The 14,780-nt window shown below is 67.2% G+C and carries 13 protein-coding genes; 6 read left to right on the plus strand and 7 right to left on the minus strand.

Annotation, left to right across the window (positions count from 1 at the left end; all coding sequences use genetic code 11):
- Positions 1–37: 37 nt before the first annotated feature.
- Positions 38–1,984 carry a M61 family metallopeptidase gene (locus tag ACWPM1_RS02795; RefSeq protein ID WP_455693318.1) on the minus strand — a complete coding sequence of 649 codons (1,947 nt, stop codon included), beginning with the start codon at positions 1,982–1,984 and terminating at the stop codon, positions 38–40.
- A gap of 87 nt (positions 1,985–2,071) precedes the next feature.
- Here ACWPM1_RS02795 and hisS point away from each other — a divergent pair, with 87 nt between their 5' ends.
- The 6 genes from hisS (at position 2,072) to metK (ending at position 9,227) form a co-directional block, all read left to right on the plus strand.
- Positions 2,072–3,382 (plus strand): histidine--tRNA ligase, encoded by a 1,311-nt coding sequence (gene hisS, locus ACWPM1_RS02800; protein WP_455693319.1) that lies wholly within the window; start codon positions 2,072–2,074, stop codon positions 3,380–3,382.
- Positions 3,382–4,452, plus strand: coding sequence for a peptide chain release factor 1 (gene prfA / locus ACWPM1_RS02805; protein WP_455693320.1), 1,071 nt, complete (start codon positions 3,382–3,384; stop codon positions 4,450–4,452). The genes hisS and prfA overlap by 1 nt, the downstream gene beginning before the upstream one ends.
- Positions 4,449–5,279, plus strand: coding sequence for a peptide chain release factor N(5)-glutamine methyltransferase (gene prmC, locus ACWPM1_RS02810; RefSeq protein ID WP_455693321.1), 831 nt, complete (start codon positions 4,449–4,451; stop codon positions 5,277–5,279). Before prfA ends, prmC begins: the two co-directional genes overlap by 4 nt.
- 238 nt (positions 5,280–5,517) lie before the next feature.
- Positions 5,518–6,342: a DUF4167 domain-containing protein gene (locus ACWPM1_RS02815; RefSeq protein WP_455693322.1), complete on the plus strand. Its 825-nt coding sequence runs from the start codon at positions 5,518–5,520 to the stop codon at positions 6,340–6,342.
- A gap of 20 nt (positions 6,343–6,362) precedes the next feature.
- Complete coding sequence (gene lnt, locus ACWPM1_RS02820) at positions 6,363–7,937, plus strand: apolipoprotein N-acyltransferase (protein WP_455693323.1); 1,575 nt, start codon at positions 6,363–6,365, stop codon at positions 7,935–7,937.
- A gap of 51 nt (positions 7,938–7,988) precedes the next feature.
- A complete protein-coding gene (gene metK / locus ACWPM1_RS02825) occupies positions 7,989–9,227 on the plus strand; it encodes a methionine adenosyltransferase (RefSeq protein WP_455693324.1) in 1,239 nt (412 codons plus the stop codon).
- Here metK and ACWPM1_RS02830 read toward each other — a convergent pair.
- Genes ACWPM1_RS02830 through ACWPM1_RS02855 form a run of 6 tightly spaced genes read right to left on the minus strand, consistent with a single transcriptional unit; the run spans position 9,224 to position 14,659 of the window.
- Positions 9,224–10,495 (minus strand): MFS transporter, encoded by a 1,272-nt coding sequence (locus tag ACWPM1_RS02830; RefSeq protein WP_455693325.1) that lies wholly within the window; start codon positions 10,493–10,495, stop codon positions 9,224–9,226. The genes metK and ACWPM1_RS02830 overlap by 4 nt on opposite strands.
- A 4-nt stretch (positions 10,496–10,499) precedes the next feature.
- Complete coding sequence (locus ACWPM1_RS02835) at positions 10,500–11,630, minus strand: NAD(P)H-dependent flavin oxidoreductase (RefSeq protein ID WP_455693326.1); 1,131 nt, start codon at positions 11,628–11,630, stop codon at positions 10,500–10,502.
- A gap of 12 nt (positions 11,631–11,642) precedes the next feature.
- On the minus strand, positions 11,643–12,326 hold the full coding sequence (locus tag ACWPM1_RS02840) for a glutathione S-transferase family protein (protein WP_455693327.1): 684 nt from the start codon (positions 12,324–12,326) through the stop codon (positions 11,643–11,645).
- 4 nt (positions 12,327–12,330) lie between these two features.
- On the minus strand, positions 12,331–12,966 hold the full coding sequence (locus ACWPM1_RS02845; RefSeq protein ID WP_455693328.1) for a CoA transferase subunit B: 636 nt from the start codon (positions 12,964–12,966) through the stop codon (positions 12,331–12,333).
- A gap of 35 nt (positions 12,967–13,001) precedes the next feature.
- Positions 13,002–13,952, minus strand: a complete 951-nt coding sequence (locus ACWPM1_RS02850; protein ID WP_455693329.1) for a hypothetical protein — start codon at positions 13,950–13,952, stop codon at positions 13,002–13,004.
- Positions 13,949–14,659 (minus strand): CoA transferase subunit A, encoded by a 711-nt coding sequence (locus tag ACWPM1_RS02855; RefSeq protein WP_455693330.1) that lies wholly within the window; start codon positions 14,657–14,659, stop codon positions 13,949–13,951. Before ACWPM1_RS02855 ends, ACWPM1_RS02850 begins: the two co-directional genes overlap by 4 nt.
- Positions 14,660–14,780 lie beyond the last annotated feature (121 nt).

The following is a 14,780-nucleotide window of genomic DNA, read 5'->3' on the forward strand; positions in this document are numbered from 1 at the left end:
ACCTGCTGCGCCGCAACACGAATGAGGCCAACAATGGTTAGGGCGTGGCGCGCTTGGGCTGCAGCAACAGGTCAAGTCCCGTTGGCGCGGTGCCGGGGACGGTGCGCTCGAGCCACGGGTAGCGCAGCCCGCCGCGATAGGTGATCGGCACCGTCTCGAATCGCTCGCCGCGCTGGACCAGCAGCTCGATCGGCTTGCCGCCCTTCGCCGCGGTGACCGCGCTCTTGAGTGCATCGGCGTCGTAGGCGATCCCGTTCACCGCGACGATCTTCGCGCCGGTCACGATGCCCGCGTTGAACGCCGGGCTGTCCCACTGCGTCGCGGTGACCTTCGCGTCCTTGTCGATGCTGAGCCCCAGCGAGTAAGTCAGCGACAGGCCCTTGGCGTCGGCATAGCGCGCCTTGTCGTACGGGTTGGGCTCCTCACGCCAGACGAGGCGGTAGCCGCCCTTCTCGATCCCGCCCAGCGGTGCGGGCTGACCGGGGGTCATCAGCTTACTGCGCAGAAACGGCTCCCACGCGTAGGGCTGCACCGAATTGAGGGTAGCGATCACATCCTCGAACTCGAAAGTCAGCTGGCCCCAGTCGCCGTCCCGCATGCCGAGGAAGGCCTTGGCGAAATCGTCGATGCTCTTCGCACCGCCCGACTGCTCGCGGATGATCTGGTCAACTTCGAGCCAGACCAGCGCGCCTTCGGTGTAGTAATCCTCGCTGCGCGACAGTGAGGCGTAGGGCTTGGCCTTGCGCGCGGCGAAGATGGGGTCGCTGCCAGTGTCCTCGACCGAGCGCCACTCCCGCCCCGGCTGGGTGGCGAAGTTGCCCGCCCACGCCGCGAGCATGCCGAGAACGGTATCCTTGCCCTGCAAGCCGGATCGTACGGCGAGCACGGCGCCCCAGAACTGGTCCTGCCCTTCGTATGTCCACAGCAAGTCGCCTTGCGTCGGCGTCTGGTAGTCGGGCGCCCATAGCCGCGCGGGGCGGCGGAACTTGCCGATCCAGGAGTGCGCGTATTCGTGGGGAAGCAGGTTGCGGTCCCACTCGTAGTCGTTCCACTTGGTGAAGGCGCCCGGCTCGAGCTGGTTCTCGCTGGAACGGTGATGCTCGAGCCCGATGCCGCCCATTCGGTCGGTCAGCGCGAGCAGGAAGTCGTAGTGATCGAAGTGATTGGCGCCGAACGCCAGGCGCGCTTCCGTGACGAGGTTGCGATGCAGCTCGATCTGCTCGGGCGTCGCGGCGAGCAGCTCGGGCTTGTCGGCGATGACATTGAGTGTGACCTTCTGCGGCGCGACTGGGCTGGTGATGTCGAACTTGCGGAAGTATGCGCCGGCGAAAATCGGCGAATCGACCAGAACCTCATAGCTGGTCTCGCCCCAGCTCCAGGTGTTCCCGGTGCGCTTCAAACCGTCGAGCGCGGTCGCCGCGGTCCAGCCTGCCGGCAGGGTCACTGTGGGCTTGACCCGGATCTGGCGGACGTAGTGACCGGCGGGATAGAGGCTCATTTTCTCCCACTGCAGGTTGAGCATCTCCTGGGTCATGGTGATGCGCCCCTCGCTCGTCTGGAGAGGCGAGGTGTGAAGGTACTTCGCCGTCACTGCGCGAGTGCCGGCGGGCAGCTCGATATGGAATGCGTTGACCTCGACCGGGTCGCGCCGCCAGGTGAGCTTCCTGTCGCCTGAGAAGAATTGCACGTCGACCAACTCGGCGAGCGGCCCGCGCGGGCCGTGGTTGCCCGGCAACCAGCGCGGGAACAGCAGCGTCAGCCGCTCGGCACCCCGCGCGACAGGGACCGTCTGGGTCACGCGATAGACCCCTCGTTGGGTGTCGCTCGCGTCGATGTTGAGCGTCATCGTGCCGCCGGGGTAAGGCGTATCGACTGAAGAGGGAAGCGACGGGCTGATCGCCACCGCCTCGGGGGCAGACAGTTGCTGGGCCGAAACGGGGGCGGCGGCCGCGAGCATCAGCGCGGCGACGAGAGAAATTCGCATGATCGGGCAATGCGCGAAACGCCTTGCGGGTTGCAAACAATCCACGCGCCTTTTCGACGAACGCCTTTCCGCGTAGGGGCCAGCGGCATGAAGACCCCCCAGGCGATACGCGGCACGCAAGACATCTTCGGCGCAGAGGCGGAGGCGTTCGTGTTCGTGGTCGAGACGTTCGAGCGGGTGCGCAAGCTCTACCGCTTCCGTCGGATCGAGATGCCGGTGTTCGAGCGGACCGAGGTATTCAGCCGCTCGCTCGGCGAGACGACCGACGTGGTGTCGAAGGAAATGTACTCGTTCGAGGATCGCGGCGGGGAATCGCTGACGCTGCGCCCGGAGTTCACCGCCGGGATCGCCCGCGCTTACCTCACCGACGGCTGGCAGCAGTACGCGCCCTTGAAGGTCGCCACGCACGGTCCCTTGTTTCGCTACGAGCGCCCGCAAAAGGGCCGCTATCGCCAGTTCCACCAGCTCGACGCCGAGATCATCGGTGCTGCCGAGCCGCAGGCCGATGTCGAGCTGCTGGCGATGGCCGACCAGCTTCTGAAGGAGCTCGGCATTGCCGATGGGGTGACGCTGCACCTCAATACGTTAGGCGACGGCGACAGCCGCGAAGCCTGGCGCGCGGCGCTGGTGGAGCACTTCGCTTCGGTGCGCGGGCAGCTTAGCGAGGATTCGCAGGAGCGGCTCGAGAAGAACCCGCTACGCATCCTCGACAGCAAGGACCCGCGCGATAAGGCGTTCGTGGCCGACGCGCCGAAGATCGACGATTTCCTTGGGGCTGAGGCGCAGGACTTTTTCGGCAGAGTGATGCAAGGGCTGGACGCCGCTGGCGTCGCCTACGAACGCAACGCGGCGCTGGTCCGCGGCCTCGACTACTACCGCCACACCGCCTTCGAATTCGTCACCGACCGGCTGGGCGCACAAGGCACTGTGCTCGGCGGCGGCCGCTACGATGGGCTGATCGAAACGCTGGGCGGCGGCCAAACGCCGGCGGTCGGCTGGGCTGCGGGAATCGAGCGGCTAGCAATGCTGGTGGGTGAACCCAGCCGAGAGTACGAGCCTCTCATCGTCCTCGTAAGTGAAGCCGAGGAAATCGACGAATACGTTCGGGTCTTTGCCACTCGCATGCGTCAAGCTGGCGTGATCGCAGACTCGATCACTGCAGGTGCTGTTAGAAAGCGCTTCGACAAAGCGCGGAAAGAGGACCCCGCCCTCATTCTGGTTTTCGACAATCTCACCACTAACGCGCTCCAGGTGGCAAACATCAGAGCGCGACCAATGAAGAATGTAAATTTCCACAAGGCCGAGGGCTTCTGGCGTGACACCTCCAACTATGTCGATACGCCGTGGCGTGATTTGATGTCCGGCAAAGAGGCTGTCGCGACGAAGCAACCACAATAATGACGATCCCCGCCGAACGCCTTAATCAGATAGCGCATCGCTTTGCCGAGCTCGAGGCGCGGCTGGCGTCGGGTACGCTCGAAGGCGCTGAATTCGTAGGCGCGAGCCGCGACTATGCCGAGCTCGAGCCGATCGTGCGGGTGGCCGAGCAAGTGGGCACCATGCGCGCCGAACTCGCCGAGCTTGAGCGCCTCGACGACGCCGATCCCGACATGCGAGCGCTCGCCGAGGAAGAGATCATGCGGCTGCGCAACGCGCTGCCCGAGGCCGAGCGCGCGCTGTCGCTGGCGCTGCTCCCGCGTGATTCCGCCGACGCCAAGCCAGCGATGCTCGAAATCCGCGCCGGCACCGGGGGCGACGAGGCGGCGCTGTTCGCCGGCGATCTCTACCGGATGTACGAACGCTACGCCGCGGAGCAGGGCTGGCGGGTCGAGCCGGTGAGCATGAGCGCGACCGACGTCGGCGGCTTTAAGGAAATCGTCGCCAACATCGCCGGAAGCGGCGTATTCGCCAAGCTGAAGTTCGAAAGCGGCGTCCACCGCGTCCAGCGCGTGCCGGTCACCGAGAGCGGCGGGCGCATCCACACAAGCGCGGCGACCGTCGCCGTGCTGCCGGAGCCCGACGAGGTCGACGTACAGATCGAGGACAAGGACCTCAAGATCGACGTCTATCGCGCCAGCGGCGCGGGCGGCCAGCACGTCAACACCACCGACAGCGCGGTACGCATCACCCACCTGCCCACCGGCACCGTCGTCACCTGCCAGGACGCCCGCAGCCAGCACAAGAACAAGGACAAGGCGATGCAGGTCCTGCGTGCCCGCCTGTTCGAGGCCCAGCGCGAAGCGACTCAGGGCGCCGAGGCCGAGGCGCGCAAGGCGATGGTCGGCAGCGGCGACCGTTCCGAGCGCATCCGCACCTACAACTTTCCGCAAGGGCGGGTGACCGATCACCGGATCGGCCTCACTCTGCACAAGCTTGACGAAGTGCTCGCCGGGCCGGGGCTGGGCGAACTGATTGGCGCGCTGACGGACGAGGACGAAGCCAAGCGGCTCGCAGCGCTCGGGGAATGACCGCCGTCGCCGAAGCGATTCGCGCGGCGGCCGAGCGGCTCGCAGCGACTTCCGACAGCGCGCGCCTCGACGCGGAGGTGCTGATGGCGCACGCGCTGGGCACCGGGCGGTCGGCCATGCTCCTCCACCGGTTGCGGGACGACGTGCCAGCAGGGTTCGGAACGTTCGTCGACCGGCGGGCCGCGCACGAACCGGTAGCCTACATCGTGGGCGAGCAGGAATTCTACGGCCGCAGCTTCCGTGTCTCGCCCGCGGTGCTCATCCCGCGCGGCGACAGCGAGACGACGGTGCAGGCAGCGCTCGAGGCGGCGCCATCGGCGCGGCGGGTGCTCGACTGCGGGACCGGTTCGGGCGCGCTGCTGGCGACGCTCCTCGCCGAGTTGCCGGACGCCGCCGGCATCGGCATCGATTGCTCGGCGGATGCGCTGGCGATCGCCCGGGCCAACGTCGAGGCGTTGAAGCTGGCGCCGCGCGCGGAACTGCGGCTGGCCGATTGGACGCGGGAAGGATGGCGCCACGGCCTCGGCCGCTTCGACCTCGTGATAGCCAATCCTCCGTACGTCGAAGTCGGTGCCGAACTGGCGCCGGACGTTCGCGGCCACGAACCCGCGAAGGCTCTTTTCGCGGGCACCGACGGCCTCGAGGACTATCGGGCGCTGGTCCCGCAATTGCCGCATCTGCTGGTGCCCGGCGGCGTGGCAGTGGTCGAGATCGGCTACCGACAGGCCGAGGCGGTGGCCGGCATCGCCGCCTTCGCCGGGTTCGCCAGCGAGCTGCGCCACGATCTCGCCGGAAGGCCTCGCGCGCTTATCCTCCGCCGGGATTGACTTAGGGGTTGGCAAACGCCGCCACGATGGCTACCTCTGGCGCCAGACCCACCGGTTCAAGGCATGAAGCCTCCTGGAAGGGTCTAGCTCCAACATTTGCATAACCGTCCGGGCACCAAGCCCTCTGGACAAGGCAAATGGGGAACCGCGCTCCGGAGGGGACTGCGGCGCTGGGGTCATGCGGGCCGAACCCGGAATCGGGACTGTCGGGCGGCCACTTAGAAGGAAGTATTTTTCCTTGAATAACAATCGTAATCAAAATCGTCGTCGCGGTCGCGGCAACCGCCAGCAGGGCGGCGGCAACCAGAATCGCATCGACAGCCGGGCACGTGGCAACGCGCCCCAGATGTTCGACAAGTACAAGAAGCTGGCCCAGGACGCCGCACACAACGGCGATCGGGTGCAGGCGGAGTACTACCTCCAGTTCGCGGATCACTATTTCCGCGTCATCGCCGACAACAAGGCCCGCATGGACGAGCAGCGCGGCGGCCCCCGGCGGGACGAGCGCGACTTCAACGCCGAGGAAGAAGGCGAGGACGACGATTTCGACATCCTGCGCCAGCCGCAGGGCCGCTACAGCGAGCGTCAGAACGAGCGCCAGGGTGGTGAACGCCAGGGTGGCGAACGTCAGTCGGGCGACCGCTCGAACGACCGCCAGCGTCAGCGCCCCCGCCGCGACGATCGCGACCGGGAGGACGAGGCTCGTCCGCGCGACGAGGGCGACCAAGGTTACGAGGGCGAGGAAGCGATGGACTTCGCGCCCGCGGAAAACCCCTTCGTCCGCCCCCCGCGCGATCGAGCCCGGGACAACGACCGGCCGCGCGAAGGCACCAGCCGCCGTGGCCGCGGCCAACGGGGCGGCAGTCGCGAGAATGCCGAGCCGAGCCCGGTGGACGACGGGGGCGAGATCGATGCCGCGGCCCTGCCGCCTTCGTTCTCGGCCAGCATCGCCGAAACGGACAGCGAGGAAGCGGCTCCCAAGCGCAAGCTGCCGCCGCGCCGGCGCCGCACCCCGATCGACGAGGCGGGCGACGATGGCGAAACGCTGAAGGCCGTGGGCTGACCTGAAGGATTGGCGGCGCGGTGAACGAGACGGTTTCCCGCGCCTGGGCCTGGGCTGCCGAGCATACGCGACTGACGGCGCTGCTGTGCGGCTTTCTCGCCGCGACCGGCTTCCCGCCGCTCAACCTCTGGCCTTTGGCCCTTCTCGGCCTGGCGGGCATGTGCGGGCTGATCGCGCGCAGCCGTGGCTGGGGCCATGCAGCACGGCTAGGCTGGCTGTTCGGTGTCGCCCATTTCACGTTCGCCAATAACTGGATCGCAACGGCCTTTACCTACCAGGCGGAGATGCCGGCATTTCTCGGCTGGTTTGCGGTCCCCGTCCTTGCTCTTTATCTTGCGGTCTATCCGGCGATGGCCGCCGGGCTCGCCCGCGCGCTCGGCGGCACGCGCGCCTTGCCGCTCGCCTTTGCTTTCGGCGGAAGCTGGGCGGTGGCCGAATGGCTGCGCAGCTGGGTTTTCACGGGATATGCGTGGGATCCGCTCGGACTCATGTTCCTCGGCCCGTTCGACCGGCCGGGCCTCGCGGCGCTGCTTCCGTGGCTCGGGACTTATGCGCTGTCGGGCCTCGCGGCGCTGATCGGTGGAGGTCTGGCTTTGTTGCTGGGGGCGACGGCATGGTTGCGGGTGGCCGCGCTGGTCGCGCTGGTGGCGACCGCGATGTATCTGCCCGGCCCGACGCAGCGGCCGGGCACCCTCGCCCTCACCCTGATCCAGCCCGGCTTCAAACAGGAAGACATCGACGATCCCCGCAAGTACGAGGAGCAGTTCCTGCAACTTGAACGGCTGACCGCATCCCGGCGCGACGTGGGAACCCGGCTCGTCCTGTGGCCGGAGTCGGGCCTGCCCGACTATCTGCGGCCCGGTTATCCCAAGCGATACTACATGGCGACGACAGCCGGGGCCGATCCGGACTTCGCGCGCGAAAGGATCGCCCGCACCATCGGCAGGGGCAGCCTCCTACTGACCGGGGCGGTGGATCTGGAGATCAAGGACGGCAAGGCGATCGGCGCCTACAACGCGGTCACCGCTCTCGACGACCGCGGCGGCTTCGTCGGGACCTACCGCAAGGCGCATCTCGTGCCCTACGGCGAGTACCTCGCCTTGCGCTGGCTTCTCGAACCTCTCGGCGCGACACGCTTGGTGGCGGGTACGATAGATTTCATCCCGGGGACGGGTCCGCAGACGCTCGATCTTGGGCGTTTCGGGCGCGCCGGGGTGCAGATTTGCTACGAGATCGTGTTCGCCGGCCAGGTCGTCGATCGGGCGAACCGCCCGGACTATATCTTCAATCCCTCGAACGATGGATGGTTCGGCAAGTTCGGGCCGCCGCAGCACCTGGCGCAGGCGCGGATGCGGGCACTCGAGGAAGGGCTGCCGGTGCTGCGTTCGACGGTCAGCGGCATCAGCGCCGTGATCGACGCGCACGGCATCGTGCGGCAGCATATCGGCACCGGCCCAGCGGGGCGGATCGACGACGTCGTTCCGCCAGCGCTGGCTCCGACCTGGTTCGCCCGCCTCGGCAACCCGCTGTCGCTTGGCTGGGCCATGCTACTTGTTGGCCTATCGCTGCTTGTCAGGCGTCGGCGGGGCCGCTAGTTCGCCCCGCATCCAGACATAAAGCTTTCCTTATATCGGGGTCTCAACTCAATGCGTTCCGACTTCCTGTTCACGTCCGAATCGGTTTCCGAAGGCCACCCCGACAAAGTGTCCGACCAGATCTCCGACGCCATCGTGGACCTGTTCCTGTCAAAGGATCCCGAATCGCGCATCGCCTGCGAGACGCTGACGACCACCCAATTGGTCGTGCTGGCCGGCGAAATCCGCTGCAAGCCGATGTACGACGAGGACCGGGACGAGTGGGCCGAGAACGGCTTCTGGGCCCCAGGCGCGAAGGAAGAGATCGAGCACACCGTACGCCATACGGTGCGCGAGATCGGCTACGAGCAGACTGGCTTCCACTGGCAAACCCTCCGCTTCGAGAACAACCTCCACGGCCAGTCGGCGCACATCGCGCAAGGCGTCGATGCCGGCGAGAGCAAGGACGAGGGCGCCGGCGACCAGGGCATCATGTTCGGCTTCGCGTGCGACGAGACGCCCGACCTGATGCCGGCCACTCTCGACTATAGCCACAAGATCCTCGAGCGCATGGCCGCCGACCGCAAGAGCGGCGCGGCGCCGTTCCTCGAGCCCGACGCCAAGAGCCAGGTCACCCTTCGCTTCGCGAATGGCAAGCCGGCGGCGGCGACCGCGATCGTCGTCTCGACCCAGCACGCCAAGGGTTACGACGAGGGTGCGAACGAGGTCGAACTGCACAATTACGTGCGCGGCGTAGTGGCCGACGTGATGCCGCGCGAGCTGCTGACCAACGAGACCGTCTATCACATAAACCCCACGGGCAGCTTCGAGATCGGCGGGCCCGACGGCGACGCCGGCCTTACCGGCCGCAAGATCATCGTCGATACCTACGGCGGGGCGGCCCCGCACGGCGGAGGCGCGTTCAGCGGCAAGGACCCGACCAAGGTCGACCGCTCGGGCGCCTACGTCACGCGCTATCTCGCTAAGAACGTAGTTGCCGCCGGGCTCGCCAAGCGCTGCACGATCCAGGTTGCCTACGCCATCGGCGTGTCGCAGCCGCTGTCGCTCTACGTCGACACCCACGGCACCGGAACGGTGGCCGACGAGCGGCTCGAGGCGGCGATCACCCAGGTGGCGGCCGACAAGCTCGGCGGGTTGACCCCGCGCGGGATCCGCGAGGGCCTCGGCCTCAACAAGCCGATCTACCGCAAGACCGCCGCCTACGGCCACTTCGGCCGAAAGGCGTCGGGCGACGACTTCCCGTGGGAGAAGACCGACCTCGTCGATGCCCTGAAGAGCGCTGCCGCCTAGGCGCGGCGTTCGCGAACCGCCGCAAGGTCGTCGGTGAGGGTGCGGGCAGCGCGCAGGTAGTGCGCCGCCGCCCACCAAGACATCAGTGCGGTCGCCGCCATCGCGTAACCGAGCGCCCTGTCGGCGGGCAGCCCTTGCGCCAGCAACGTATCGCTCAGCCATCCGACGACTACAGGGCCGAGGCCCCCGACCATTCCGGTGAAGATGTTCGCCAGCGCGTGGCCCGTGGCCCGCATCCGGGGGTCGAGCAGGTTCTGGATCGTCCCGGCCGTTGGCCCGAGGAAGGTGAACAGCAACAAGGTGGACAGCGCGCTAAGCGCGAAGAAGGTGCCGAACTCGCCGCGCGTCATGGCGACGGCGAAAAGCGGGGCAGACAGCAGCAGACACAGTGCGGGGAAGACCACGTAAGACGTGGGCCAGCGGGCCGACAGGCGGTCAGCGATGGCGCCCCCCGCAGCGACCGAGACCGCGGCGGGCAAGCTGGCGGCGAGCGCCGTCATCAAGCCGGCCTCTCCCACCGGCAATCCGAAGCGCCGGGTCATCAGGGCAGAGAGGAACGCGATCAGGCCGAACCCCACCATCGAGGCGAGCGCCCAGCCCATGATCAGGTGGCGCATGCTCTTCAAGCGCAACATCCGGGCAACGACGGCGCGCATCGGCGGCACGCTGTCGTCGTCGACCGTATCGTGCGCCCCGCGCGTCGGCTCGGCGACGAACAGCCAGACGACGGCCGCCAGCAGTATACCCGGGAGACCGGTGACGATGAACGCCCAGCGCCATCCCCAGTGCTGGGCGACGAAACCACCGCCGGCGAGGCCGATCAACGCCCCGAGCGGCGCTGACAGCAGGAGGATCGACATCGCGCTCGCCCGGCGACTGGGCGGGAAATAGTCGGCGATGACCGACTGGTTGGCGGGCAGGCCGACCGCCTCACCAATCCCGACCGCCACCCTCGCGGCAAGCAACTGGTACCAGGTGTTGACGTAACCGCTGGCGGTCGCGGCAATTGACCAAAGCAGGGTGCCCACCGCTGTGAAGGTCAGTCGGCGCTTGCTCTCCGCGAGGCGGGCGATGGCGACGCCTAGCACGATGTTGAGGGCGGAATAGGCGAAGCCGAGCAGGCCGATCTGCGCGTCGTTTAGACCGAACTCGTCTTTCAGCGGCTCGACCAGCGCGCTGATGACGATGCGGTCGACGAAGCCGATCGTGCCGATGGCCGTCAGGACGACAAGCGCCAGGGCGGGCGAATGACGGCGCAGGCGGCTCATGCAATCAGCCGAGCGAACCGGAGAGCCGCTCGACAGCTTCCACGAACTCCTCCCGGAAAGACTGCACCACGGCGCGGGCGGGGCGAACTTCCTCGACCAGTCCGACGCCTTGCCCGACGAAATAGCTGACGAGGTCCTTTGCCTCCGGCCGCCCCGCCTCGGCCGCGCGCTCGATCCGGTGGAACGCCGGTTCGGAGATCATGCCCATCAGCGGCATCGGCAGGGTGCCGGGGCCGTCGGGCGCATCCCACGCCTCATGCCACGCAGTCTTCAGCTGCCTCGCCGGCTTGCCCGTGCGGCTCTTCGAGCGGACGGTGTCGCGGCTCCGCGCCGAGACCATCTTTTCGCGAAAGGTCTCGCTGGTCTCGCTCTCCGGAGTCGCCAGCCAGACGCTGCCGGTCCAGGCGCCCTGCGCGCCGGCGGCCATCATGGCTGCCATCTGCCCGCCGGTCATGATGCCGCCGGCCGCGAGCACGGGCGTGTCGTAACCGGCGCGGTCGAGCGCGCGGACCACTTCGGGGATGAGGACCAGCGTCGAGACCTCGCCGCAATGCCCGCCGGCCTCGCCCCCTTGCGCGACGATGATGTCGACCCCGGCCTCGGCCTGGCGGAGCGCGTGCTCCTTGGCGCCGACCAGCGCCGCCACCGGTACGCCGCGCTTCTTGCCTTCCGCAATCATCGAGGCGGGCGCGATGCCGAGTGCGTTCGCGATAAGGCGGATCGGATGGCGGAAGGCCACCTCCATCAGCGCGAGCCCGTTCTCCGGCGTGATTCCCATCCGCTCGCGCAATGGCGTCACTTCGCGCGGCGCGTCGATGCCATAGCGCGACAGCACGTCGGCTGCGAAGTCAGCATACTTCGGATCGATGGCGGCGGCCCGCGTGGCATTGTCGGACAACCCGGCGACGCGCGGGTCGATCGTCTCGGGCACGATCACGTCGACGCCGTAGGGCGCCCCGCCGACGTGCTCGTCGATCCAAGCGAGTTCCTCTTCGAGCTGATCGGGCGAAAACCGGGTGGCCCCGAGCACGCCGAACCCGCCCGCCTTGCTCACTGCGGCAACCACGTCGCGGCAGTGGCTGAAGGCGAACAGGGGAAATTCGCAGCCGGTCATCCGGCAAACGGCGTTATTCATCTACGGCACCTCTCAGGCGCGGTAGTCTGCGACGATTCTCCCTGCGCGGGCAAGCTCTTCCTCGTGACCCGCCTCGCGCCAGCTTTCCGCAAGGGCCGCGGCTTCCCACTCCTGCATCGCGGGATGGGCGATTACGCGTTCGACCCACGCCTGTCCCGAACCAACGTCGAGTCCATAGGTTCTCACACGGAAGGCAACGGGAGCGTAGAACGCATCGAGCGCCGTGAACGGCTCGCCGCCAAGCCATGGGCCGCCGAAGCGATCGAGCGCCGTCTCGAATAGTTCGCGGACGCGGGCGACGTCGCGCTCCAGCGCGTGGCTGTGTGGATGCGGCTCGACCCGGACGCCGACGTTCATCGTGCAATCGTTACGCAGGGCGGAAAACCCGCCGTGCATCTCCGTCACTGCCGATTGCGCGAATGCACGCGCGGCATCGCCAGTCGGCCAGACACCGTCGTGCCGATCGGCAAGATAGAGCGTGATGCCGAGCGAATCCCAGACCGTGCGCTCATCGTGAATCAGAACCGGAACCTGCCCAGTGGGGGAGAAGGCGCGAAATTGTTCGTAGTTCGTCGACCTGGTGAACGGCTCGATCCGGTCGTCGAAGGCGATGCCGAGCGCCTTCATTAGCACCCAGGGGCGCAGCGACCAGCTCGAATAGTTCCGGTTGGCGGTGATCAGGGTGTAACCACCCATCCGATCAGGCCACGTAATGCGCGGTAGTCTTGGCCGCGATCTCGTCCGCGGTCACCCCCGGAGATGTCTCGATCAGCCGGAACGGACTGTCGTGATCGGGCCGCTGGAGCACGCACAGATCGGTGATCACCATGTCGATCACGTTCTTGCCGGTGAGCGGCAGGGTGCATTCGGGGATGAACTTGGGGCTGCCGTCCTTGGCGGTGTGCTCCATCACCACGATGATCTTCTTCACCCCTGCGACGAGGTCCATCGCGCCGCCCATGCCCTTGATCATCTTGCCCGGGATCATCCAGTTGGCGATGTCGCCGTTCTCGCTGACCTCCATCGCGCCGAGCACAGTGAGGTCGATGTGACCCCCGCGGATCATCGCAAAGCTTGCCGCGCTATCGAAATAAGCGCTGTGCGGCAGCTCGCTGATGGTCTGCTTGCCCGCATTGATGAGATCGGGGTCGACCTCGTCGTCGTATGGAAACGGCCCGATCCCGAGCATGCCGTTCTCGCTCTGCAGGGTCACCTGCATGCCCGCCGGGATGTGGTTCGCCACCAGGGTCGGGATGCCGATCCCCAGGTTGACATAATAACCGTCGCGCAGCTCGCGGGCGGCGCGGGCGGCCATGTCGTCGCGGGTCCAGGGCATGGGTCAGCTTCTCCAGTAGATCGGGTAGCGAATGATCAGGTGAGCGGGGCGGGGACGAGAAACCAGCGCTTGCCGATCAAACCGTCTAGCGCGGTGGCGGCGTTAGGGTCGCGCAGGTAGCCGAACAGCTCGTCGAAATCGGCGCGTTCGTCGCCCGCGATTGCCAGAACGCAGTTGGCCTGCGCAAAATCCACGCGGCGGGTCTGCTTGCGGTCGTCCGGCAGGCGCAGGAGGAGGAGCTGGTCCCGCCCCTCGGGATCGAGGCCAGAGGCGGCCAGCGCTTTCCTGAGCGCTCCGGCACGGTCGGCCGTCAGGCCCGAAACCCAGCCGATGGTTATCTCGTCGCGGCGCAGCTCCGCCAGCGAGGCGACGAGGGCCTGGTCGGCGGTCCGCACGTTGTCCGGGTCGAGCACGCCGCCCGCCGGATCGAGATCGATCAGCACGGCAGCCGGGTGAATCGAGCATTCCTTGGTCTTGGTGGAAAGCTGGCTGGAATCGGCGAGTAGCGCGGAATGGCGCTCGGCTCCCGTAGCGGGAACAGCGGCCTGCTCGCGGGCGAAACCGGCAAAGATGGCAACGGCCGCCGCTGGCGACGCGCCTCCGCTCAGCGCTACAGGGCCGCTGGGCGCAGGCAGGCTCGTAACGCCGGGGAGGTAGGTGAACTTGGGTTCGCCAGAGGCCGCTGCCGGTGGGGCGGAGCTGGTGACCGTAACCTTCGTGCCGTCGGTGTAGTCCCGGATGATCGCGCCCGGCCCGGCCCCGGCAGCTTCGCCCACAGGGCCGGCCGGATTGGCCCCCGGATCCACGATGGCTGGAGGCTCGGCGGGCAAGGCGACGCGCGGCCGCGCATCGTAGGAGGTTTGCGCTCTGTCGGCCCGCGATTGGACCAGCCCGCCCGCCGCCAACACGGGAATGGCTGCCGCCACGCAGCCGGACAGCGCCAGGGCCGCGGTCGCCGCCAGCAGCGGGCGAAGCGGCGCAATCACGCCGCCTGTCGCTCCCGAACGGTGCGGAATTCGATCTTTTTGTCATACGGGGCGCCGACGATCATCCGCTGGACGTACACGCCCGGCAGGTGGATGCAGTCGGGATCGAGACTGCCGGCGGGAACCACCTCTTCGACCTCGACCACGCAGACTTTTCCGCAGGTCGCGGCGGGCAAGTTGAAGTTGCGCGCGGTCTTGCGGAAGACGAGGTTACCGGTGCTGTCAGCCTTCCACGCCTTGACGATCGCGAGGTCGGCAAAGATCCCGTGCTCGAGGATATACTCCTCACCGTCGAACGTCTTGGTCTCCTTGCCTTCCGCGACTTTGGTGCCGACGCCCGTGCGGGTGTAGAAACCGGGTATCCCCGCGCCGCCCGCGCGCATCCGCTCGGCGAGCGTGCCCTGGGGGCAGAACTCGACCTCCAGTTCGCCGGCGAGATATTGCCGTTCGAATTCCTTGTTCTCACCGACGTACGAGCTGATCATCTTGCGCACCTGTTTGGTGCGCAAGAGCTTGCCGATTCCTTCGTTGTCGATCCCGGCGTTGTTGCTGGCGAAGGTGAGGCCCTTCACGCCGCTGTCGCGGATCGCATCGAGCAGTCGTTCGGGAATGCCGCATAGGCCGAAGCCCCCGCTCGCGATGAGTATGTCGTCGCGCAGGATGCCCTCGAGGGCGGCCGCGGCGGAGGGGAAGAGTTTTTCAGCCATCGCGCGCGTCTCTAACTATCCCGAAAGGACCTGTCACGATGCGTTGGGGCGCTTGGCGATGGTGCGGAAAGTGCAACGACGCGTGTCCTTTTCGCACTTGCACAAAGTGGTGCAGCGCAGC

It is taken from the genome of Tsuneonella sp. HG249, from assembly GCF_053819205.1.

What these genes read in the sequence shown, in the direction of transcription:
- ACWPM1_RS02795 (WP_455693318.1), bottom strand. Translation starts at nt 1,984, where the DNA reads ATGCGAATTTCTCTCGTCGCCGCGCTGATGCTCGCGGCCGCCGCCCCC.
- hisS (WP_455693319.1), top strand. Translation starts at nt 2,072, where the DNA reads ATGAAGACCCCCCAGGCGATACGCGGCACGCAAGACATCTTCGGCGCA.
- prfA (WP_455693320.1), top strand. Translation starts at nt 3,382, where the DNA reads ATGACGATCCCCGCCGAACGCCTTAATCAGATAGCGCATCGCTTTGCC.
- prmC (WP_455693321.1), top strand. Translation starts at nt 4,449, where the DNA reads ATGACCGCCGTCGCCGAAGCGATTCGCGCGGCGGCCGAGCGGCTCGCA.
- metK (WP_455693324.1), top strand. Translation starts at nt 7,989, where the DNA reads ATGCGTTCCGACTTCCTGTTCACGTCCGAATCGGTTTCCGAAGGCCAC.
- ACWPM1_RS02830 (WP_455693325.1), bottom strand. Translation starts at nt 10,495, where the DNA reads ATGAGCCGCCTGCGCCGTCATTCGCCCGCCCTGGCGCTTGTCGTCCTG.
- ACWPM1_RS02835 (WP_455693326.1), bottom strand. Translation starts at nt 11,630, where the DNA reads ATGAATAACGCCGTTTGCCGGATGACCGGCTGCGAATTTCCCCTGTTC.
- ACWPM1_RS02840 (WP_455693327.1), bottom strand. Translation starts at nt 12,326, where the DNA reads ATGGGTGGTTACACCCTGATCACCGCCAACCGGAACTATTCGAGCTGG.
- ACWPM1_RS02845 (WP_455693328.1), bottom strand. Translation starts at nt 12,966, where the DNA reads ATGCCCTGGACCCGCGACGACATGGCCGCCCGCGCCGCCCGCGAGCTG.
- ACWPM1_RS02855 (WP_455693330.1), bottom strand. Translation starts at nt 14,659, where the DNA reads ATGGCTGAAAAACTCTTCCCCTCCGCCGCGGCCGCCCTCGAGGGCATC.